The sequence below is a fragment of the Photobacterium sp. 2_MG-2023 genome (assembly GCF_030547675.1).
Taxonomy (GTDB): Bacteria; Pseudomonadota; Gammaproteobacteria; order Enterobacterales; family Vibrionaceae; genus Photobacterium; species Photobacterium arenosum.
In genome coordinates this window covers 118,587-138,219 of the sequence record NZ_JAUOQQ010000010.1, presented here as the reverse complement: position 1 = coordinate 138,219, position 19,633 = coordinate 118,587, and the positions used below count along the sequence as shown (strand labels likewise).

The window sequence follows — 19,633 nt, the reverse complement described above, 5'->3', positions numbered from 1 at the left end:
AATCCGCGCCTTTAGTTAGGCCCTGTGAAGCGAAGCATGTTATGAAATTTATTGTAAAGCCCCATCCAGAGATTTTTGTAAAGAGTGAATCAGTGCGGAAGCGCTTTACCAAAATCCTGGAGTGCAATATCCGCATTATCCTTCAGCGCCTGTCTGATCAAGTGGCTGTGTACAACCGACGCAGCTACATTGATGTCACAGTGAAGGACGACAGCCTCCGTGATCAGGTTCTGACCGTACTGACCCAGACGCCTGGGATTCACCATGTGCTGGAAGTCAAACAAACCGGTTTTACCGATATGCACGATATCTTCGAGCAGACTCTGGCCCATGTCGGCAACGAGCTTGACGGCAAAACCTTTTGTGTGCGCGCCAAGCGGGTTGGTAAACACGATTTCACCTCCATTGAGCTGGAACGTTACGTCGGCGGTGGTCTGAATCAGGCCTTTGAAAGTGCGAAAGTGCAACTGAAAAATCCGCAGGTGACGGTCAATATTGAAGTGGACGGCGAGAAACTCAACCAGGTGCTTGCCCGCCATAAAGGGCTGGGTGGCTTCCCGCTGGGTACTCAGGAAGATGTATTGAGCCTGATCTCAGGCGGTTTCGATTCCGGTGTGTCCAGCTATCTGCACATCAAGCGCGGCAGTAAAGTGCATTACTGTTTCTTCAATCTTGGCGGTCCGGCACACGAAATTGGTGTGAAGCAGGTTGCTCACTATCTGTGGAAGAAATTCGGCTCTTCGGCCAAAGTGAAGTTCATTGCCATTGATTTTGAACCTGTTGTGGCAGAAATCCTGGAAAATGTTGATGACGGCCAGATGGGCGTGGTGCTCAAGCGTATGTTCATGCGCGCGGCAGGCCAGGTTGCTGAACGTTTTGGTATTCAGGCACTGGTGACCGGCGAAGCACTGGGTCAGGTTTCAAGTCAGACACTGACCAATCTGCGTCATATCGACAACGTGACAGATTCGCTGATCCTTCGTCCGCTGATCAACTGGGACAAAGAAGATATTATCAATATTGCCCGTGATATCGGTACGGAAGACTTTGCCAAGACCATGCCTGAATTTTGTGGTGTGATTTCGAAAAGCCCGACCGTGAAGGCGGTGAAAGAGAAACTGGAAACCGAAGAAGCCAAGTTTGATTTTGCGGTGCTGGATCGTGTGGTGAGTGAAGCCCGTATCCTTGATATCCGCGACATCGAAAAAGAAAGTCAGGAGCAGGCGCCTGAGATTGAGTTGGTGGATCAGATTGACGGCAACAGCACAGTGCTGGATATCCGCAGCCCGGATGAAGAAGATGAAAGCCCGCTGCACATCGAAGGGGTTGAAATCAAGCATTTGCCGTTCTACAAACTGGCGACCCAGTTTGGCGATTTACCTCAGGATAAAACCTACCTGCTGTATTGCGCTCGCGGTGTGATGAGCCGCTTACAGGCCCTGTACCTGAAAGAAAATGGTTTCGATAATGTGAAGGTTTATCGCCCGTAATCTTCCATTGCTTTTCGTTCCCTCCCCTTGGTAAGGGGAGGGCTAGGGTGAGGTTCGTGAGGCGATCTAGACTTTGCATCTGTGCCTGATAACCCCCTCCTAACCTCCCCCTTGAAAAGGGGGAGGGATCGTACAGCGATGACTGAAACCACGAATATTCCCTCCTCTTACGAATTATGAAGGGGAGGGAAGATCAGCTTTTCCCGAGCACGTCATAACTCATACTTGGCCACATCACCATAGGTTCTGCCACTTTGGCGGTTGTTGCTTTCCCCAGCAGCAGGGTGATGATTTCCAGTGCAAACTCTTGCGAAGTGCCCGGTGCCTGGCTGGTCAGCAGATTATTGTTCACATCAAACATCACGCGACGACCTTCACGGCGACGGTGCTCAGGAATACGATCAACAAAGGCCGGGTGAGCCGTCATCAGCGCGTCCGGATACAGCTGGTGATGTTCCAGCACCACAGCAGGTGCGGCACAGATCGCCGCCACAAGCTTACCGTCGTATTTATGCTGTTTAATGAATTCAACCGTCAGTGTGCTGTCTCTGAGATATTCTGCGCCAGGCAGCCCGCCGGGCAGTACCACGCAGTCGAACGGTTCATCCGCAATCTCAACCAGCGGGCAGTCCGCTGTCAGTGTAATGCCCCGCGAGCCTTTCATCGCCAGTGCCCCATCCTCAGCCACGCTGGCAATGGTGACTTGCATGCCGGCCCTGATCAGAATATCAACCGTGTTGATGACTTCCATTTCCTCACTGCCGGGGGCAATACAGACCGCCACTTTGGGGGGCCGGACTGAGGATTGTTGTGGGTTAGCCATAGTTTTGCTCCAAATGTTTTATCTGTTGCCACAAGGCGACGTTCGCCGGGGTGGCAAGCTGAAAGTGGTGTGCCTGCTCAATCAGAAAGCCGGTAATGGCGTCGATTTCTGTCGGCCGCCGGTTGGCAACATCCTGCTGCATGGATGAGTAGTTGGCCGCCGTGGCTTTGATCACTGTCAGGGTACGTTGCCAGAGAGCGTCTGCGCTGGTGGTGTAGCCGACGGCTGTCATGACAGCCGCAACTTCGCGGCAGACAGCCGTCAGTTCGGCACTAAAATCCGGCGCAGCCAGATCGCCATTGCGGCATTGGTGGATGGCCGTCAGCGGATTGATGGCGCAATTGATCGCCAGTTTCTGCCATTGCGGATAGTGAATATCATCATGCCACTGGCAGGGAGCCAGAGCCGTGTTCAGCACTCCGGCCAGTGCCTGCCACTGATTGCCGGCTGCATTCACTGCGCCCAGCCAGGTCGGGCCAGATCCTGTATGGCGTACGCTGTGGCTGTCGACACGTAACGCCGCTTGTGAGGTGGTTGCATACAGTACCGGGTTATCTGGCAGCAGTTGCAGCACCTCGTTTTCGGTACCCATGCCGTTGTGCATCACAATCACAGGCGTTGAGGCGTCCAGCCAGGGGGCGATGCTCTTTATTGCCTCGGAGACCTGAAAGGCTTTTACTGTGATCAGAACGATATCGCTGCAGCTGAGCTGGTCAATCTGGTTACAGCAAAAGGTGAAAGTGTCCAGATTCGTCGTATCAATACCTTGCCAGTTCAACGTATAGGTACTGTCAGTCTGGCGGCGCCAAAGGTGTACGGTGTGGCCTTGTCTGGCCAGAGCTCCTGCCCAGAGGCTGCCTATGGCGCCAGCGCCGACTAAGGTAATGTTCACGGTATTGCCTGTTGGGAAAGGGATCACTGAAGCCTATTGTAGCGGCTGTGAAATCAAGGGGTAAAGCAAAAGTCCGGATACCTGAGTACCCGGACCGGATGTTATTCAGAATTTATAGGTGACAGAGAAATAATGGGATGGGCCGGTTGACTCAAAGCTATCTGAATCTTCAATCAGGTAAACATCATAGAAGAGTTTCAGGCCGTATCCGACGGAAAAGCGATCGGAGTGCCAGTAAAGCCCGTTGAACCAGTTCCCGCCATGTGTGGCCTGGGAATTGCCGTTAAACTCATCATCTGCCCCGAACTGGTAATCAATATAGCCCTGATAGGAAATGAATGAGCCATTATCAAAGGTATAGAAGGGTTTAAACCAGTTGGTGGATATCTGGTAGCCGTTCCAGTCTTTCGCGTTGACATCATACAAGCCATACAGATTCAGGCCCACTTTACCAAACCAGGGCACCATGATATCGGAGCCTATCCCCCAGAAGGAATTATTGACGTCATGCGCACCGCCTCCCCAGTTGAACAGGGTGGCAAAATAGAGTTCCTGCACCGGGCCGAATGAGAGATCGGTTTTGGTTAATGCATCGAGCGAAACCCGTGGTGCAAACTTCATGAACATTTTGGGTCTGTCTTTCTTGTCACTGGCATCGCTTTCTGTCAGATCGAAGAAATCCACATAGCCGTACAGGTCAAAAATACCCGACCGCCCACCAAATTCCATTTCCAGATAGTCATGACCGGATGGATCGCTGGGTGCACGGGGATACTCTTCCAGTGCGTACATCAGATTGAACTGAAACCATTTATAGTCATTTTTATGGATATCGCCGTCAGTGTAGTCAGCGGCAAAAGCGGTTCCGGGACATACCAGTGCTGCTCCAAGAGCCAAAGCTAAACGAGTCTGTTTCATGTTGGCGTTCTCACTTATCGTTTATCGTTGCCATTGCTTAGTAACACTTCTGTCAAGAGGCTTGTTTCTTAACAGAAAGACAGTGTCTAACTTAAAAGATTAGTGGATTGCGGATGGGATGCCTTAGAAGTAAGAAAATAATCTGTGCCCTGGAGAGTGATACAGATCGTAACTTTAGAAATCAGTCAGAAAATCAGTCAGATGAGAGGGTTTGGCAGGAGAATAAAATCGTCTCAGGAGTTAGAACGAAAACAAAGGCGCCGGGAAGGCGCCTTTGCAGGATTCAGAGTGTTGCTCAGGGCAAGCCTTAGAACTTGTAAGTCACGCTGACATAGTGGCTTACACCAGTTGTTTTACCCGCAAAACCGCCATCTTTCAGACCATAAACGTCTTTGTAGGCTTTCAGGCCGTAACCCACCGCATAGCGCTCAGAGTGCCAGTAGATACCGTTGAACATGACGCCGCCGTTGCTGGCAGAAGAGTACTCTTCTTTCATCTCAAACTGGTAATCAATGTAGCCCTGGTAAGACACGAAGCTGCCGTTGTCCAGGGTATAGAAAGGTTTGAACCAGTTGGTCGAAATCTGGTAACCGTTCCAGTCTTTTTTGTTCAGGTCATACAGACCATAGACGTTCAGACCCACTTTACCCAGCCAAGGTACGTTCACGTCTGAGCCCAGTCCCCAGAAAGAGTTGTTTACGCTTCCTAAATTAGCTGAACCGTCTTGGTTAGTTGTTGCTGCGCCGTTCCAGTTAAACAGGGTAGCAAAGTACAGTTCCTGGACCGGACCAAAAGACAGATCAGAGTGAGTCAGTGCATCCAGAGATACACGTGGCGCAAACTTCATGAACATTTTTGGCGCAGTTGCTTTATCGCTGCTTGGGCTGTTGGTCAGGTTGAAGATGTCGACATAACCGTACAGATCGAAGATACCGGAACGGCCGCCGAATTCCATTTCCAGATAGTCGTGGCTGGATTCGCCTGGCAGCTCGTCAAATGCGTACATCAGGTTGAACTGAGACCATTTGTAGTCGTTCTTGTGGATATTACCGTCGGTGTAATCAGCAGCATTTGTAGCAGCAGACAGGGAAGCTGCCAGTACACTCAGTGCAACAAGGGATTTACGCATCGTCAACTCTCGCTAATTGAATTAAAACACCGGACTTTTTTGACCAGTCCGTATCAATGGCGGGAAGTGTATTGTTTGATGTCACTAATGTGAATGTAACAAAAGACCAGTTGTTTTTTGATTGTGAGTTTGATCTTGTGTAATGGATTGCAAAAAAAATCAAAAGTGATTTTGATCTCTTTTTGTTCGGTATTGGATGTAATTTTTCTGATCTAAATGAGTAATAGGTCAGTTATTGCGCATGTCTGGTATGCGGGAAAGTTAACTGAGATCAAATAAAGTCAACTTGAGAGTCAGAATTATCAACAGATATAGAAACAGAGGGGGGGAGGTGGGCAAGCTATCTGGCTGGCCTGACATGTTGGAACACTCAGGCCAGATAAAGTTCCCGGACAAGGTTATTTAGTTCTGATGAGGGGCGAATTTCGCCACCGCTTTGATGAGGATCAGTACAGGTAAGCCGATCAATGCGGTACTCAAAAAGAACATGTTATAGCCCCAGTGATCAACAAACAGGCCTGAAAAACCGGCAAGAAATTTCGGGAACAGCAACATGATGGAGCTGAAAAGGGCATATTGGGTAGCGGAGAACGCCACGTTGGTCAGGCCGGACATAAAGGCAATAAAGGCAGCGGTGGCAATGCCCGCACTCAGGTTATCAATCGAGATCACCAAAGTCAGCATAGGCAGGCTGTTGCCGATATAGGTAAAGGCCATAAACAGCAGGTTAGTGAATGCGGCCAGCACAGCGCCCAGAGCCAGAATCCGCAGCGTGTTATAGCGGTAAATTAATATGCCGCCCAGGCCCGCACCAGCCAGTGTCATGATTACGCCGTATATTTTCGAGACAGAAGCTACTTCGGTTTTGCTGAACCCCATATCGACATAGAAAGCATTGGCCATCACGCCCATGACGACATCTGAGATACGGTAACAGCCGATCAGCGCCAGCAGCAGCAGGCCGGCTCTCCCATAGCGCGAGAAGAAATCGATAAAAGGCATGATCGCAGAGGTATAAAACCAGGCACACATACGGGCCAGCCAGTGCGGCATGTTCCCGGCTGCCAGTCTTTGGCGGATCTCCGCTTCCAGCGCATCCATTTCTTTGCCGTTACGTGCTGGTTCATGAATGCAAAGCGCGGTGATCAGGCCGACGGCCATAAAGCCGGCCATGATGAAATAGGCAGTTTTCCAGCCGATAGGGTCATAGCCGGTGTCTGAACCAAATAAAGCGGCAAAAGCCAGCGCGCCAGCGCCAGCCATGATCATGGCCAGTCGGTAGCCTGTCATATAAGCGGCAGCCAGCGCGGCCTGCAAGCGTTCCGTTGCCAGTTCTATCCGGTAAGCATCAATCACTATGTCCTGCGACGCGGAAGAAAACGCCACTATCACAGCAAATACCGCTAACTGGTATAAATCAATCTGCGGATTACTTAGCGCCATACCGCACAGTGAGGCGATGATCAGCAGTTGCGAGAACACCATCCAGCCACGGCGACGACCCAATAAGCTGGACAGTACAGGTACGGGGAAGCGGTCTATCAGTGGTGACCATATCCATTTAAAGCCGTATGCGAGCGCGACCCAGCTGAAATAGCCAATGTCAGTACGGCTGACTTCTGCTTCACGCAGCCAGAATGACAGGGTACCAAAAACCAGCAAAATGGGCAGACCGGACGAAAATCCGAGTGCCAGCATGATGAGAACTTTTTTTTCGAGATATACGCGCCACCCGGTGTTCGGGCGATCGTCGACGGTATGCTCCATGTGGAGTGGCCTCTGCTACTGATTACTATCTGGTTCCAGATTTAGCGCTATAAGGTAACAGCAAGCGCGGGTGAGAAAAACCATCGGAAAGTCAAAGTGTGGTGAGTTTGGGGGCAAAGTACTGCTTTAGGGGCGAATGCCCTGCATTTTGTCGGGTGCTTCACCGATACCCAGCAGGAATTTAGCGCCGGCAGTGACACGAAACTGGATAAAGCAGTTGCCCAGCAACTGGTGTTCTTCCAGCGACTCCATCAGATGCAGCAGATACCAGTACACGGACTCATAGGTATTGTCAGGCGTACCGCTGGGGATCGACAGCAGCCACCAGTCATGCAGATGCTCTGTGCAGGTTTTTTTTAAGGAGTCGTAGCTGGTATCACCATTAATGGTGCCCAGCATAGAAACAGCCAGAGCGGGCGCGTAATCAGTAATGTGACTGGCAATTTGTTCTGTCGGCACATCCGGCATTGAGGAAACAAGTTTGAGCATAGGCACCACCCTGGCCGAAGATTAACGGCCAGGGGCGTCAATCTACTTGTTGATTAGGTTAATAGCTTTAATAACTATAGGCTGCTGAGGCACATCTTTCATGCCTATTGAGCGGACTGTTGTTGTAGGAATCGCGGCCATTTTTTCAATAACTGAGAACCCTTTCACAACTTTTCCGAACACCGCATAACCCGGCTTGCCCGAGCGGCCGTCAAGAAAGGTATTGTTCTGGTAATTGATGTAGAACTGACGAGTGGCTGAATCGGCCACTTGTGTCCGCGCCATTGCTAGGGTGGCTCTTTGGTTGCTCAGGCCGTTATCTGATTCATTCTTGATAGGCTCGTAACTCGGGCGCTGCTGTAAATCGGCATCAAATCCACCGCCTTGCGCCATGAATCCCGGAATAACCCGGTGGAAAATGGTGCCCACATAGCTGCCGTCTTCGATATAGCGCAGGAAGTTTTTGGTGGTGACTGGCGCTTGCTCTTCATTCAGCTCAACCACAAATTCGCCCAGACTGGTTTCAATGGCAACCTGAGTGGCGGCAGAGGCTGAAAACGAGAGTGCCAGCAGGGTGGCAGTGATAAAATGTCGCATTACAGGTTTTCCTCCATGTAGCTGTTCAGTTCAGTATCAGACTGGATGTCACGAAGTACAGCATCCATCAGACCCGTCATCGCCACTTCCATTGACTCCGTTGACGCTGTCATCGCGCCTTCCCGGGATGATTTACCCGCATAACGTTTGATGAATTTTCCGTTGGGGGTTGTCAGAACCAGCTGCAGCTGCAACTTGCTGTTCAGGGTGTGGCTGAAGGCGCTCTGCTTGACATTGACTATGGCTTCAAGAATATCCAGTCGCATTGTGTTCTGGCTTTCGTGACCAATTTGAAGGCCCTGAGAGGTCAACTGACGAGAAAGTGCGTCTTGTAATGTCAGGCGCAGGTTTTCTTTCGCGTGCAAGGGGTGAACGTTTTGATTGCCGTTATCTACCACTGCAACGAACTGGGCGGTGCGCAGGTCGCGGCTTTCAAGGGTCAGGTTTTGCCCCTCCAGGTCTGATTGTTTGGCCAGAGAAGGGGAGGGTTGGATAGAAAGCTGGGAGTCAGTCGGTGCCGTACAGGCAGTCAGCGCCAGCAGTGATACGGCGAAAATGAAGGGTTTCATCCGGTTTGTTCCTTATTAAACTGGCTGTCGTCAGCCGCAATGAGCAAAATTATGGGCTTATTTTTCAGCTTGATAAACCACAAATTTATGGTTCTGAGCAATTTTATGTACTTTAGCAAACAGGCGCTTAAGCTTTCCATCATAGCCAAGATGACGATTACCGATCACAATCAAACGTCCATGTTGCCTTAGGCTTTGCTTTGCATCACAGAACATTTGCCAGGCAATATGATCGGTAATGGTATTTTGCTGGTGGAAAGGTGGGTTGCATAACACCAGGTCTGCGTTGCTATTTGCCATACTTTCCAGGCAGTTATCTACTTTAGCCTCGAGTTGAGCCGGGTTAGTCAGATTCAGGTCAGCATTTTCCCGGCAAGACGCCACGGCCATGTAACTTTCATCGACACAAGTCACTGTTGCTTGTGGATTGAGCCTGGCTGCCTGCAAGCCAATGACCCCGTTTCCGCACCCTAAGTCGATAATGTGCTTCAGTGCCTGATCCTGAGGGATATGCTCCAGCAATAATCTGGCCCCGATGTCGAGACTTTCACCAGAAAACACATTGGCATGGTTGGTTAAGGTGAGTTTGTACTCAGGTACCTCCCAGCGCTGGGTTTCCGGCAGCGATGTCGCCAGATTTTTATCCGGCTGACAGAAAATCAGTCGTGCTTTTTTCATTGCCAGTGACGTACTGGTCGGGCCCAGATGTTTCTCGAACAGTTTGAGTGTGGAGGAATGTATGTCCCTGGCTTTAGCGGCAGCAATCACCACACAGTCTTCAGGTAAAGCGGCACAAAGCTGGGTAAGCTGCCAGATGAGCAGCCGGTTATTTTTGGGCAGCTTCAGCAGTACCAGCTGGGTCTGGGGTGGCACAGGAGCCAGGCAGTCAGCGAATTTGACGTCCGGTAGCGTGTTTGCGGCCAGATTGTGCTGGCTGGCCGTTCTTGCAATGTATGAGTCACCAACAGATACCGTCTGTCCCTGGCGGGCGAACCAGCATGCTAAGGCACCAAAGCTGTCATTCATGATCAAAACGGGGCGCTCAGCATCCAGAGTGAGCGCCTGCTTCTGCTTCATGTCTTCAACCTGGTTGATCAGGTATTCATCCGCCGCATCCCAGGCTTGCAAAGTTTCATTTTGACGAATCGGGTATCGGTTCAGTTGCAGGGTCTGGCCGTGCAGGGTGAGCTCAGGTTTCATTCAGGCTATCTTTAGGGTATGTTGTCGGGTTGAATATTTTCGCAGATGCTGACGTAGCTGCAAAGACTAACAGTGAGAAGTGTGTTGTTATGGTGAGCATAACACAGCGATTTTCAGGATATCGCCGAATTTTCATTCGCTACTCTTGCACAGACACCTAGCATGCCAGCGTCAGGAGGCCATATGATCCAGGAACGCATTGAACAGAAACTGCAAGCCGCATTGTCACCGACCCATCTGGAAGTGCACAATGAAAGCTATATGCATAATGTGCCAGAAGGCGCAGAAAGTCATTTTAAAGTGATAGTGGTCAGTAATGAATTTGAAGGTCAGCGTCTGATTGGTCGCCATAGAGCAATTAATACAGTACTGGCAGATGAGCTGGCCAATCACATTCATGCGCTGGCGATTCACACTTACACACCGGATGAATGGCAGGCGCAGCAGTCTGCACCGGCTTCTCCCGCTTGTTTGGGTGGTAGTAAGTTTGGTTAAGATATGATGACTACATCAAGTGATTGAACAGTGGTGAATCGCTCGTTGATCAAAAACCGCATCTTGTTGCGGTTTTTTACAGTCCGAAGTTTGAAGTTGATAGTCATCAATAATTGAGGCATGGCGTAGTATACGCACCGTTAAGTCACAGAGTGTCCTGTGATTGTCCCGCTGCTGGTCTTGTGGCGCAGGGCTGCTTAGTTAGCAAGCCTATTCTCATTTCAGGCGACTATAATGAGTCCCGAATGTGGTGAAATGTTCGGTGATGCCTTAGCTGCCGGATGAAAACATATGTTGCAAATTCGATGCGGTTTTGCGTCGAATTTTACTGTTTTATGACCATCGAATGCGTTAGTTTTACCGACTGTCCTTTGGTGTTGACGTTTTGATACCAATTTGTAAATAGCAGAAAAATACAATTTTCGAGGCGACAAGCAGAAGATTCAGCGCAAGTGTGCGTTGGGTCAAATTTATCTGTTCTCGTGATTATTAGCACATCAGCTATCGCTGAATTTCAGTTCGATTAGCGAGGTTTGCCATAGTAAAAACCTGTTGATTAATGCTAAAATCCGGCCCTCGAAAAAACTCGTCATCTTAATGTGTGATGGAAGAGTTAATAGGATGTTGCGGCGCTGGTTGCTGGAAAACCGGCCTCGGACCAAGGAAAGTCGTGTCTAAGTTGCGCAATAACAAGTTCTTTTTCCCGTTAATGTAGTGCAAGTGCGTATGATTACAATAAAGAAGGGGCTGGATATCCCAATTGCAGGGACTCCTACCCAGGCGATAAATGATGGTAAGTCCATCTCTCGAGTCGCCTTGCTTGGCGAAGAATACGTGGGTATGCGTCCAACCATGCATGTCCGCGTAGGGGATGCAGTAAAAAAAGGTCAGGTGCTCTTCGAAGATAAGAAGAACCCAGGCGTTAAATTTACTGCTCCAGCCAGTGGCAAGGTTGTGGAAGTCAACCGTGGAGCTAAGCGTGTGCTTCAGTCTGTTGTCATTGATGTTGAAGGCGATGATCAAATCACCTTTAACCGCTATGACAAAGCTGGGCTGGCTCAACTGGATCGCTCTGTGATTGTAGAGCAGCTGGTTGAGTCTGGTATGTGGACAGCGTTACGTACCCGTCCATTCAGCAAGGTCCCAGCGATCGATTCTGAAACACAGGCGATTTTTGTCAATGCGATGGATTCCAACCCATTGGCAGCCAACCCAGAAGTGATTATCAACGAACAAGGCGAAGCCTTTGTTGCTGGTCTGTCGCTTCTGTCTCGTCTGACCGGTGGCAAGGTGTATGTGTGTAAGTCAGGTGCAAGCCTGCCGCGCAGCAGCGAAGCCAATGTTGAAGAGCACGTATTTAACGGACCGCACCCTGCCGGTCTGGTAGGTACGCACATCCATACTTTGTTCGGTGCTGACGCTCATAATGTTGCATGGCACCTGAACTATCAGGATGTGATTGCTTTCGGTCAGTTATTCCTGACTGGTGAGCTGTACACTCAGCGTGTTGTTTCTCTGGCAGGTCCTGCCGTTAACAACCCTCGTCTGGTTCGTACTGTTATCGGTGCGTCTGTCGAGCAGTTGACTGAATCTGAGCTGTTAACCGGTGAACTGCGTGTGCTGTCAGGTTCTGTCCTGAATGGCATTCCGGCGACTGGCCCTCATGCTTATCTCGGCCGTTACCACCTGCAGATTTCTGCGCTGCGTGAAGGTCGTGAGAAAGAGTTCATGGGCTGGATCGTTCCTGGTAAGAACAAATTCTCTGTAACACGTGCTTTCTTTAGCCAATTTTTCCCAGGCCAGCTGTACAACATGACAACCACTACCAATGGTAGTGAGCGTTCCATGGTGCCAATCGGTAACTATGAGCGTGTCATGCCGCTGGACATCGAGCCTACACTGCTATTGCGTGATCTGTGCGCCGGCGATACTGACAGTGCCCAGCAGTTGGGTGCGTTGGAGCTGGATGAAGAAGATCTGGCACTGTGTACCTTCGTGTGCCCAGGTAAGTATGAGTACGGTCCAATGCTGCGTGCATGCCTGGACAAGATTGAGAAGGAAGGATAATTCATGAGCCTCAAGAATTACCTCGAGCAGATCGAACACCACTTTGAGCCAGGTGGTAAGCATGAGAAATGGTTTGCACTGTATGAAGCAGTCGCCACCGTGCTGTACACCCCAGGTATTGTAACCCGTACCGGTTCACATGTGCGTGACAGTATCGACCTGAAACGTATCATGATTATGGTCTGGTTGGCCGTATTCCCTGCCATGTTCTGGGGTATGTACAACGTAGGTCATCAGGCAGTGTTTGCCCTGAACCACCTGTATGCAGGTGATCAGCTGGCTGCCATTATCAGTGGTGACTGGCATTACTGGCTGACCGAGTCTCTGGGCGGCACCTTAGGTGCTGACGCCGGCTGGGGCAGTAAAATGCTGCTGGGTGCGACATACTTCCTGCCTATCTATGCCACGGTATTTATCGTTGGTGGCTTCTGGGAAGTACTGTTCTGTATGGTGCGTAAGCACGAAGTGAACGAAGGTTTCTTCGTGACTTCGATTCTGTTTGCGCTGATCGTTCCGCCAACACTGCCTCTGTGGCAGGCTGCACTGGGTATTACCTTTGGTGTGGTCGTGGCGAAAGAGATCTTTGGCGGTACAGGTCGTAACTTCCTGAACCCGGCTCTTGCCGGTCGTGCCTTCCTGTTCTTCGCTTACCCGGCGCAGATCTCAGGCGATCTGGTGTGGACTGCCGCTGATGGTTTCTCTGGTGCAACGGCATTGAGCCAGTGGGCAACCGGTGGCCAGACAGCAGTGGTTAACACTATCACAGGTGAAGCTGTGAGCTGGATGGATGCTTTCATTGGACGCATTCCTGGTTCCATCGGTGAAGTGTCGACTCTGTTCATTCTGATCGGCGGTGCTTTCATTGTGTATCTGGGCATTGCGTCCTGGCGCATTATTGCCGGTACCATGATAGGTATGGTTGCTGCCGCAACACTGTTTAACATCATTGGTTCCGATACCAACGCAATGTTCGCTATGCCTTGGCACTGGCATCTGGTACTGGGTGGCTTTGCCTTCGGTATGATGTTCATGGCAACCGATCCGGTTTCTGCTGCTTTTACCAATAAAGGTAAGTGGTGGTACGGTGCACTGATTGGCGTGATGGCTGTGATGGTACGTGTGGTTAACCCTGCGTTCCCGGAAGGCATGATGCTGGCGATTCTATTCGCAAACCTGTTTGCACCGCTGTTTGACCATGCAGTAATTCAAGGCAACATCAAACGGAGACTGGCTCGTCATGTCAAATAAGAATGATAGCTTTAAGAAAACGCTGATTGTTGTTGTTGTCCTGAGCCTGGTGTGCTCTATCGTGGTATCAACAGCAGCAGTCATGCTGCGCCCGATGCAGCAAGCGAACGCTAAGCTGGATGTTCAGCGCAATATCCTGTCTGTAGCTGGCCTGCTGCAAGAGGGTGTGAATGTTCCAGACACGTATAACAAGTTCATTGAACCAAAACTGGTTGAACTGAAATCCGGTAACTTCGTCGAGTCTGTCGAAGGTGAATCACCAGCAGAGTATGACCAGCGTGACGCATCAAAAACGCCGGCTCTTTCTGTGAAACTGGATCCGGCTGCTGATCCGGCGAAACTGATTCGTCGTGCGAACGTTGCCAAAGTGTATCTGGTAAAAGATGAAAACGGTCAGGTTCAGAAGCTGATTCTGCCAGTTAATGGTAAAGGACTTTGGTCCATGATGTACGCATTTGTTGCAGTTGAAACCGACGGCAACACCGTGTCTGGCATCGCTTACTATGAACAGGGTGAAACCGCTGGTCTGGGTGGTGAAGTCGTTAACCCGAAATGGCGTGCACAGTGGGAAGGCAAGAAGCTGCTTGATGATAACTTCGAACCTGCCATCCGCGTTGTGAAAGGCGGCGCGCCGGAAGGTGATATTCATGGTATCGACGGCCTGTCTGGTGCAACGCTGACGAGTAATGGCGTTCAGAACACCTTCCAGTTCTGGTTAGGTGACAACGGCTTCGGTCCGTTCCTGGCTAAAGTGCGCAATGGAGGCCTGAACAATGGCTGATACTAAAGAAATGAAAAAAGTCCTGTTAGGGCCGATCGTTAGCAATAACCCGATCGCCTTACAGGTACTGGGTGTGTGCTCAGCGCTGGCTGTAACCACTAAACTGGAAACTGCGTTCGTAATGGCGCTGGCTGTGACCTTCGTTACTGCATTTTCCAACTTCTTTGTGTCTCTGGTGCGTAACCAAATCCCTAACAGCGTACGTATTATCGCTCAGATGGCGATTATTGCCTCGTTGGTAATCGTGGTTGACCAGGTGCTGAAAGCATTCGTTTACGACATCTCTAAGCAGCTGTCTGTATTCGTTGGTCTGATCATCACCAACTGTATCGTTATGGGACGTGCAGAAGCCTATGCAATGAAATCGGCCCCATTGCCATCTCTGTTGGATGGTATTGGTAACGGTCTGGGGTATGGCTTCGTACTGCTGACAGTGGGCTTCTTCCGTGAGCTACTAGGCTCAGGTAGCATCTTCGGTGTTCAGGTACTGCCGCTGATTTCTGAAGGTGGCTGGTATCAGCCAAACGGTATCATGCTATTGGCACCGTCTGCCTTCTTCCTGATTGGCTTTATGATCTGGACAATCCGTACTTTACGTCCGGATCAAGTAGAAGCGAAGGAGTAAGGGAAACATGGAACATTATATTAGCTTGCTGGTTCGCTCGATTTTCATCGAGAACATGGCACTGTCTTTCTTCCTGGGGATGTGTACATTCCTGGCAGTCTCTAAGAAAGTCAAAACGTCTTTTGGTCTGGGTATTGCAGTAACAGTGGTACTGACAATTGCAGTGCCGATGAACAATCTGGTTTATAACCTGTTGCTGAAAGACGGCGCCATTGTTGAGGGCGTTGACCTGACGTTCCTGAACTTTATCACTTTTATCGGTGTTATCGCGGCACTGGTACAGATTCTGGAAATGATTCTGGACCGTTTCTTCCCGCCGCTGTACAACGCGCTGGGTATTTTCCTGCCGCTGATCACCGTTAACTGTGCAATCTTCGGTGGCGTATCTTTCATGGTACAGCGTGACTACAACTTCGCGGAGTCTGTGGTATACGGCTTTGGCTCTGGTGTGGGCTGGATGCTGGCTATCGTTGCCCTGGCGGGTATTCGCGAGAAGATGAAGTATTCTGACGTACCTGCCGGTCTGCGTGGCCTGGGTATCACTTTCATCTCTGTAGGTCTCATGGCGTTGGGCTTCATGTCCTTCTCCGGTGTACAGCTGTAATCAGGATAATAAGGAATAATTCATGGATATTATTCTTGGCGTAGTTATGTTCACCTTGATTATCCTGGCTCTGGTATTAGTGATTCTGTTCGCTAAATCCAAGCTGGTACCATCTGGTGACATTACTATCTCAATCAATAACGACCCGGAAAAAGCAATCACGACCCCTGCGGGTGGTAAACTTTTGGGCGCACTGGCAGGCAGCGGCATCTTTGTCTCTTCTGCTTGTGGTGGTGGTGGTTCATGCGGTCAGTGCCGCGTGAAAATCAAATCTGGTGGCGGCGATATTCTGCCAACGGAACTGGATCACATCACTAAAGGTGAAGCACGTGAAGGTGAGCGTCTGTCTTGCCAGGTTAACGTGAAAGCCGACATGGACATCGAACTGCCGGAAGAAATCTTTGGTGTTAAAAAGTGGGATTGCTCTGTTATCTCTAATGATAATAAAGCGACCTTCATCAAAGAGCTGAAGCTGGGCATTCCAGACGGTGAGTCAGTACCATTCCGTGCTGGTGGTTATATTCAGATTGAAGCGCCACCACACCATGTTAAGTATGCTGATTACGACGTACCTGAGAAATTCCGTGAAGACTGGGACAAGTTCAACCTGTTCCGATACGAGTCAAAGGTTAACGAAGAAACAATTCGTGCTTACTCGATGGCGAACTATCCGGAAGAGGAAGGCATTATTATGCTGAACGTGCGTATCGCTACGCCGCCACCTCGTAACCCGGACGTGCCACCAGGTATCATGTCTTCGTATATCTGGTCACTGAAAGAAGGTGATAAGGTGACTATCTCTGGTCCGTTTGGTGAATTCTTCGCGAAAGATACCGATGCTGAGATGGTGTTTATCGGCGGTGGTGCAGGTATGGCACCTATGCGTTCACACATCTTTGACCAGCTGAAACGTTTGCAGTCTAAGCGTAAGATGACTTTCTGGTATGGTGCTCGTTCTAAGCGTGAAATGTTCTATGTGGAAGATTTCGATATGCTGCAGAACGAAAACGATAACTTTAAGTGGTACTGCGCCCTGTCTGATCCTCTGCCAGAGGATAACTGGGACGGTTACACCGGCTTCATCCATAATGTGCTTTATGAAAACTACCTGAAAGATCATGATGCACCGGAAGACTGCGAATACTATATGTGTGGTCCACCGATGATGAACGCTGCTGTTATCAGTATGCTGAAAGACTTGGGTGTTGAAGACGAAAACATCCTGCTGGATGACTTTGGTGGCTAATCCTGCCTGAGGTCTTCCTTTAAAATGGCTGATCCCTTGGGATCAGCCATTTTTCGTCAAGCCCTGCATAAATTCTTTAGCGCGTATCAATGCCGTGTGAGCGGTAACTGAGTGACATTGTCTGTATTTGGGAGATCCCTGCATGATGAAACTATTCACCCGGGCAGCTGTGCTGCTGGTGATGGCACTGGTTGTCAGTGGCTGTAGCGAGCAACGTCAGTTAATTCACCTGACCGGCTCAACAATGGGGACCTATTATTCGATCAAGTTGATTGAGCAGGAAGGCTTACCGAGCGAAGTGGCACTTCAGAAAGAAATTGATCGCCGCCTTGAATTGGTTAACGATCAGATGTCGACCTATCGTGAGGACTCCGAGCTCAGCCAATTTAATCAGCATCAAAGCCGTGAACCGTTTGTTGTGTCGGCTGATACGGCGGCAGTCGTCCGGGAAGCGATTCGCTTGGCAAAATTGACGGATGGAGCGCTGGATGTGACGGTTGGCCCCCTGGTTAACTTATGGAGTTTCGGACCGGAAGCCCGTCCGGATGTGGTACCGACGGATGAAGAGCTGAGTGCTCGACGTCAGGAAATCGGCATAGAGCATCTGAAAGTCGAAGGTAACGCTTTGGTAAAAGATTTGCCCGGACTGTATGTTGATCTGTCATCCATTGCGAAGGGTTATGGCGTCGATGTTGTGGCTGACTATATTGCTTCTTTGGGTGTGAATGACTATCTGGTTGAAATCGGTGGTGAAATTCGCCTGAAAGGCAAGAATCTGGAAGGTGTTCCATGGCGGATAGCCATTGAAAAGCCAACAGAAGATGGCAGCCGTTCGATACAGGAAGTGGTTGAGCCGGGGGAAATGGCGGTGGCCACTTCGGGTGATTATCGTAACTATTTTGAAGAAAATGGTGTACGCTATTCACATCTGATAAATCCTAAAACAGGTAAGCCGATTACCAACCATGTGGTGTCAGTGACTGTGATGCATCCGAAAAGCATGACAGCAGATGCTCTGGCAACGGCATTTTCTGTAATGGGAGAAGAGAAAGCAATTGCACTGGCAAACCAAGAAAAATTGCCAGTTCTGTTAATTGTAAGTACGGAAGAAGGCTTTAAGGAATATGCCTCTGATGCCTTTACGACTTACATGCAGAAGAAATAAGTTGAGAGCATAGTATGTTGGTATATGTAACAACCTTTGGTGTTTTTCTGTTGGTCATAGTCGCTATGGCTGTCGGCTATATTTTCCAGCGTAAAACGGTAGCTGGTAGCTGCGGCGGCCTTGGTGCGGTTGGCATTGAAAAAGAATGTGACTGTCCTGAGCCCTGTGATAAGCGTTTGAAACGTGAAGCTCGCGCCGCCAAGCAGGAAGAATGGAAGAAAAATCAGATCATCTGATTATGACTGGCGTTCTCGCTGAGTAAAAAGCCCGTGGTTAAAACCGCGGGCTTTTTGTTGCTCGCTATCTGCAAGGTGAGCACATATAATACTGTGTATAAATACAGCTATCTATTATCCAGTCACATGTTGAAAGCCGATGTTATGTCAGATAAAAACGTGACCAACAGCCATCAACGGAAAATTATCCATGTTGATATGGACTGCTTTTTTGCGGCGGTTGAGATGCGCGATAACCCTGAACTGCAACATGTCCCTATTGCTATCGGTGGGCGATCTGAACAGCGGGGAGTGCTCAGTACCTGTAATTATCTGGCCCGGCAATTCGGCGTGCGTTCTGCTATGCCGACAGCTCAGGCGATGCAGCTCTGTCCGGATCTGGTACTGGTGCCCGGCAGGATGGCTGTTTATAAAGAGGTCTCGCATCAAATCAGGGCGATTTTCCGGCGCTATACCTCGCTGATCGAACCCCTTTCTCTCGATGAAGCCTATCTGGATGTCACAGACAGCCACCTGCACCGAGGTTCAGCGACTTTAATTGCTCAGGACATCCGTCAGGCTATCCGTGAAGAGTTGCATCTCACAGCTTCCGCAGGGGTGGCACCGGTAAAATTCATTGCCAAAATAGCCTCCGATATGAATAAACCGGATGGTCAGTATGTGGTGACGCCAGCCGGCGTGTCTGATTTTGTGGCCGAGTTGCCATTGGAGAAAATACCTGGAGTTGGCAAAGTCACCATCCAAAAACTGCACGATATCGGCCTGTATCTCGGCAAGGATGTACAAGCTTATGACAGGCGGGAGTTGTTAAAGCAGTTTGGCAAGTTTGGCCAATCACTGTGGGCGCGTGCACACGGCATTGATGAGCGTGACGTTGTGGTCTCGCGTGAGCGAAAATCTGTGGGTGTCGAGAGAACCTTTTCCCGCAACATTGTTGATTATGCTCAATGCTGGCAAGTCGTTGAGAAACTGTATCCTGAATTGGAAGCACGGCTCAGAAAAGTGCGTCCGGATCTGCGTATTGCCCGTCAGGGAGTCAAAGTGAAATTCGCCGATTTCCAGCAAACCACGGTCGAGCATAGTCAACCGGTATTGCAGAAGCAGCAGTTCGCCGCTTTACTGACCGAAGCCTTGACCAGACAAAAAGGGCGGGAAATTCGCTTAGTTGGTATCAGCGTCGGGCTGGAATCAGGCGTCAAAGCGCAGCAATTGTCGTTTGACTGGTAGGTGTGTTTTAGGAAACTCAGGTTTTCCGGAACAGACAAAGGGGAGCGGATACGCTCCCCGCTGCA

Annotated in this window: 20 protein-coding genes; 11 read left to right on the top strand and 9 right to left on the bottom strand. The window is 49.9% G+C overall.

Annotated features, from left to right (window positions below; all coding sequences use genetic code 11):
* Nucleotides 1-41: 41 nt before the first annotated feature.
* Nucleotides 42-1,490, top strand: a complete 1,449-nt coding sequence (thiI, locus tag Q4491_RS10405) for a tRNA uracil 4-sulfurtransferase ThiI (protein ID WP_192014632.1) — start codon at nt 42-44, stop codon at nt 1,488-1,490.
* Nucleotides 1,491-1,683: 193 nt separating this feature from the next.
* Here the strand turns inward: thiI and Q4491_RS10400 are convergent, their stop codons facing one another.
* The 9 genes from Q4491_RS10400 to Q4491_RS10360 form a co-directional block, all read right to left on the bottom strand.
* Nucleotides 1,684-2,313 carry a DJ-1 family glyoxalase III gene (locus Q4491_RS10400; protein ID WP_218383811.1) on the bottom strand — a complete coding sequence of 210 codons (630 nt, stop codon included), beginning with the start codon at nt 2,311-2,313 and terminating at the stop codon, nt 1,684-1,686.
* On the bottom strand, nt 2,306-3,205 hold the full coding sequence (gene panE, locus Q4491_RS10395; protein WP_303457277.1) for a 2-dehydropantoate 2-reductase: 900 nt from the start codon (nt 3,203-3,205) through the stop codon (nt 2,306-2,308). The genes Q4491_RS10400 and panE overlap by 8 nt, the downstream gene beginning before the upstream one ends.
* A 105-nt stretch (nt 3,206-3,310) precedes the next feature.
* The gene (locus tag Q4491_RS10390) at nt 3,311-4,123 is read right to left on the bottom strand and encodes an outer membrane protein OmpK (RefSeq protein ID WP_218383809.1); all 813 of its coding nucleotides are present in this window, start codon (nt 4,121-4,123) and stop codon (nt 3,311-3,313) included.
* Nucleotides 4,124-4,430: 307 nt separating this feature from the next.
* Nucleotides 4,431-5,252: an outer membrane protein OmpK gene (locus Q4491_RS10385; protein ID WP_303457273.1), complete on the bottom strand. Its 822-nt coding sequence runs from the start codon at nt 5,250-5,252 to the stop codon at nt 4,431-4,433.
* A 402-nt stretch (nt 5,253-5,654) separates the two neighbouring features.
* Nucleotides 5,655-7,019 (bottom strand): MFS transporter, encoded by a 1,365-nt coding sequence (locus Q4491_RS10380; RefSeq protein ID WP_303457270.1) that lies wholly within the window; start codon nt 7,017-7,019, stop codon nt 5,655-5,657.
* 126 nt (nt 7,020-7,145) lie between these two features.
* A complete protein-coding gene (locus Q4491_RS10375) occupies nt 7,146-7,508 on the bottom strand; it encodes a hypothetical protein (RefSeq protein ID WP_192014638.1) in 363 nt (120 codons plus the stop codon).
* 42 nt (nt 7,509-7,550) lie between these two features.
* Nucleotides 7,551-8,105 carry a peptidylprolyl isomerase gene (locus tag Q4491_RS10370; protein ID WP_303457265.1) on the bottom strand — a complete coding sequence of 185 codons (555 nt, stop codon included), beginning with the start codon at nt 8,103-8,105 and terminating at the stop codon, nt 7,551-7,553.
* The gene (locus Q4491_RS10365; RefSeq protein ID WP_237794767.1) at nt 8,105-8,674 is read right to left on the bottom strand and encodes a YajG family lipoprotein; all 570 of its coding nucleotides are present in this window, start codon (nt 8,672-8,674) and stop codon (nt 8,105-8,107) included. The genes Q4491_RS10370 and Q4491_RS10365 overlap by 1 nt, the downstream gene beginning before the upstream one ends.
* Before the next feature lie 57 nt (nt 8,675-8,731).
* Complete coding sequence (locus tag Q4491_RS10360; protein WP_218383806.1) at nt 8,732-9,874, bottom strand: methyltransferase; 1,143 nt, start codon at nt 9,872-9,874, stop codon at nt 8,732-8,734.
* 183 nt (nt 9,875-10,057) lie between these two features.
* Between Q4491_RS10360 and bolA the strand changes: the two genes are divergently transcribed.
* From bolA to dinB, 10 genes are all read left to right on the top strand, one after another.
* Nucleotides 10,058-10,369 carry a transcriptional regulator BolA gene (gene bolA / locus Q4491_RS10355; protein WP_161445517.1) on the top strand — a complete coding sequence of 104 codons (312 nt, stop codon included), beginning with the start codon at nt 10,058-10,060 and terminating at the stop codon, nt 10,367-10,369.
* A gap of 726 nt (nt 10,370-11,095) precedes the next feature.
* Nucleotides 11,096-12,436, top strand: a complete 1,341-nt coding sequence (locus Q4491_RS10350; protein ID WP_218383804.1) for a Na(+)-translocating NADH-quinone reductase subunit A — start codon at nt 11,096-11,098, stop codon at nt 12,434-12,436.
* Nucleotides 12,437-12,439: 3 nt separating this feature from the next.
* Complete coding sequence (locus Q4491_RS10345) at nt 12,440-13,684, top strand: NADH:ubiquinone reductase (Na(+)-transporting) subunit B (RefSeq protein WP_192014643.1); 1,245 nt, start codon at nt 12,440-12,442, stop codon at nt 13,682-13,684.
* The gene (locus Q4491_RS10340; protein ID WP_192014644.1) at nt 13,674-14,465 is read left to right on the top strand and encodes a Na(+)-translocating NADH-quinone reductase subunit C; all 792 of its coding nucleotides are present in this window, start codon (nt 13,674-13,676) and stop codon (nt 14,463-14,465) included. Before Q4491_RS10345 ends, Q4491_RS10340 begins: the two co-directional genes overlap by 11 nt.
* Complete coding sequence (locus Q4491_RS10335; protein WP_192014645.1) at nt 14,458-15,090, top strand: NADH:ubiquinone reductase (Na(+)-transporting) subunit D; 633 nt, start codon at nt 14,458-14,460, stop codon at nt 15,088-15,090. Before Q4491_RS10340 ends, Q4491_RS10335 begins: the two co-directional genes overlap by 8 nt.
* Nucleotides 15,091-15,097: 7 nt before the next feature.
* Nucleotides 15,098-15,694, top strand: coding sequence for an NADH:ubiquinone reductase (Na(+)-transporting) subunit E (gene nqrE / locus Q4491_RS10330; RefSeq protein ID WP_192014646.1), 597 nt, complete (start codon nt 15,098-15,100; stop codon nt 15,692-15,694).
* A 22-nt stretch (nt 15,695-15,716) separates the two neighbouring features.
* On the top strand, nt 15,717-16,940 hold the full coding sequence (gene nqrF, locus Q4491_RS10325; RefSeq protein WP_192014647.1) for an NADH:ubiquinone reductase (Na(+)-transporting) subunit F: 1,224 nt from the start codon (nt 15,717-15,719) through the stop codon (nt 16,938-16,940).
* 181 nt (nt 16,941-17,121) lie between these two features.
* Nucleotides 17,122-18,105, top strand: a complete 984-nt coding sequence (locus tag Q4491_RS10320) for an FAD:protein FMN transferase (protein ID WP_225445067.1) — start codon at nt 17,122-17,124, stop codon at nt 18,103-18,105.
* Between the two features lie 14 nt (nt 18,106-18,119).
* Nucleotides 18,120-18,341 (top strand): (Na+)-NQR maturation NqrM, encoded by a 222-nt coding sequence (gene nqrM, locus Q4491_RS10315; protein ID WP_027253869.1) that lies wholly within the window; start codon nt 18,120-18,122, stop codon nt 18,339-18,341.
* A gap of 144 nt (nt 18,342-18,485) precedes the next feature.
* Nucleotides 18,486-19,568 carry a DNA polymerase IV gene (dinB, locus tag Q4491_RS10310; RefSeq protein ID WP_303457248.1) on the top strand — a complete coding sequence of 361 codons (1,083 nt, stop codon included), beginning with the start codon at nt 18,486-18,488 and terminating at the stop codon, nt 19,566-19,568.
* The last annotated feature ends 65 nt before the right edge of the window (nt 19,569-19,633 follow it).

Coding starts and splice junctions, on each gene's coding strand:
- thiI (WP_192014632.1), top strand. CDS start 42: ATGAAATTTATTGTAAAGCCCCATCCAGAGATTTTTGTAAAGAGTGAA.
- Q4491_RS10400 (WP_218383811.1), bottom strand. CDS start 2,313: ATGGCTAACCCACAACAATCCTCAGTCCGGCCCCCCAAAGTGGCGGTC.
- Q4491_RS10390 (WP_218383809.1), bottom strand. CDS start 4,123: ATGAAACAGACTCGTTTAGCTTTGGCTCTTGGAGCAGCACTGGTATGT.
- Q4491_RS10385 (WP_303457273.1), bottom strand. CDS start 5,252: ATGCGTAAATCCCTTGTTGCACTGAGTGTACTGGCAGCTTCCCTGTCT.
- Q4491_RS10380 (WP_303457270.1), bottom strand. CDS start 7,019: ATGGAGCATACCGTCGACGATCGCCCGAACACCGGGTGGCGCGTATAT.
- Q4491_RS10375 (WP_192014638.1), bottom strand. CDS start 7,508: ATGCTCAAACTTGTTTCCTCAATGCCGGATGTGCCGACAGAACAAATT.
- Q4491_RS10370 (WP_303457265.1), bottom strand. CDS start 8,105: ATGCGACATTTTATCACTGCCACCCTGCTGGCACTCTCGTTTTCAGCC.
- Q4491_RS10365 (WP_237794767.1), bottom strand. CDS start 8,674: ATGAAACCCTTCATTTTCGCCGTATCACTGCTGGCGCTGACTGCCTGT.
- Q4491_RS10360 (WP_218383806.1), bottom strand. CDS start 9,874: ATGAAACCTGAGCTCACCCTGCACGGCCAGACCCTGCAACTGAACCGA.
- bolA (WP_161445517.1), top strand. CDS start 10,058: ATGATCCAGGAACGCATTGAACAGAAACTGCAAGCCGCATTGTCACCG.
- Q4491_RS10350 (WP_218383804.1), top strand. CDS start 11,096: ATGATTACAATAAAGAAGGGGCTGGATATCCCAATTGCAGGGACTCCT.
- Q4491_RS10345 (WP_192014643.1), top strand. CDS start 12,440: ATGAGCCTCAAGAATTACCTCGAGCAGATCGAACACCACTTTGAGCCA.
- Q4491_RS10340 (WP_192014644.1), top strand. CDS start 13,674: ATGTCAAATAAGAATGATAGCTTTAAGAAAACGCTGATTGTTGTTGTT.
- Q4491_RS10335 (WP_192014645.1), top strand. CDS start 14,458: ATGGCTGATACTAAAGAAATGAAAAAAGTCCTGTTAGGGCCGATCGTT.
- nqrE (WP_192014646.1), top strand. CDS start 15,098: ATGGAACATTATATTAGCTTGCTGGTTCGCTCGATTTTCATCGAGAAC.
- nqrF (WP_192014647.1), top strand. CDS start 15,717: ATGGATATTATTCTTGGCGTAGTTATGTTCACCTTGATTATCCTGGCT.
- Q4491_RS10320 (WP_225445067.1), top strand. CDS start 17,122: ATGGCACTGGTTGTCAGTGGCTGTAGCGAGCAACGTCAGTTAATTCAC.
- nqrM (WP_027253869.1), top strand. CDS start 18,120: ATGTTGGTATATGTAACAACCTTTGGTGTTTTTCTGTTGGTCATAGTC.
- dinB (WP_303457248.1), top strand. CDS start 18,486: ATGTCAGATAAAAACGTGACCAACAGCCATCAACGGAAAATTATCCAT.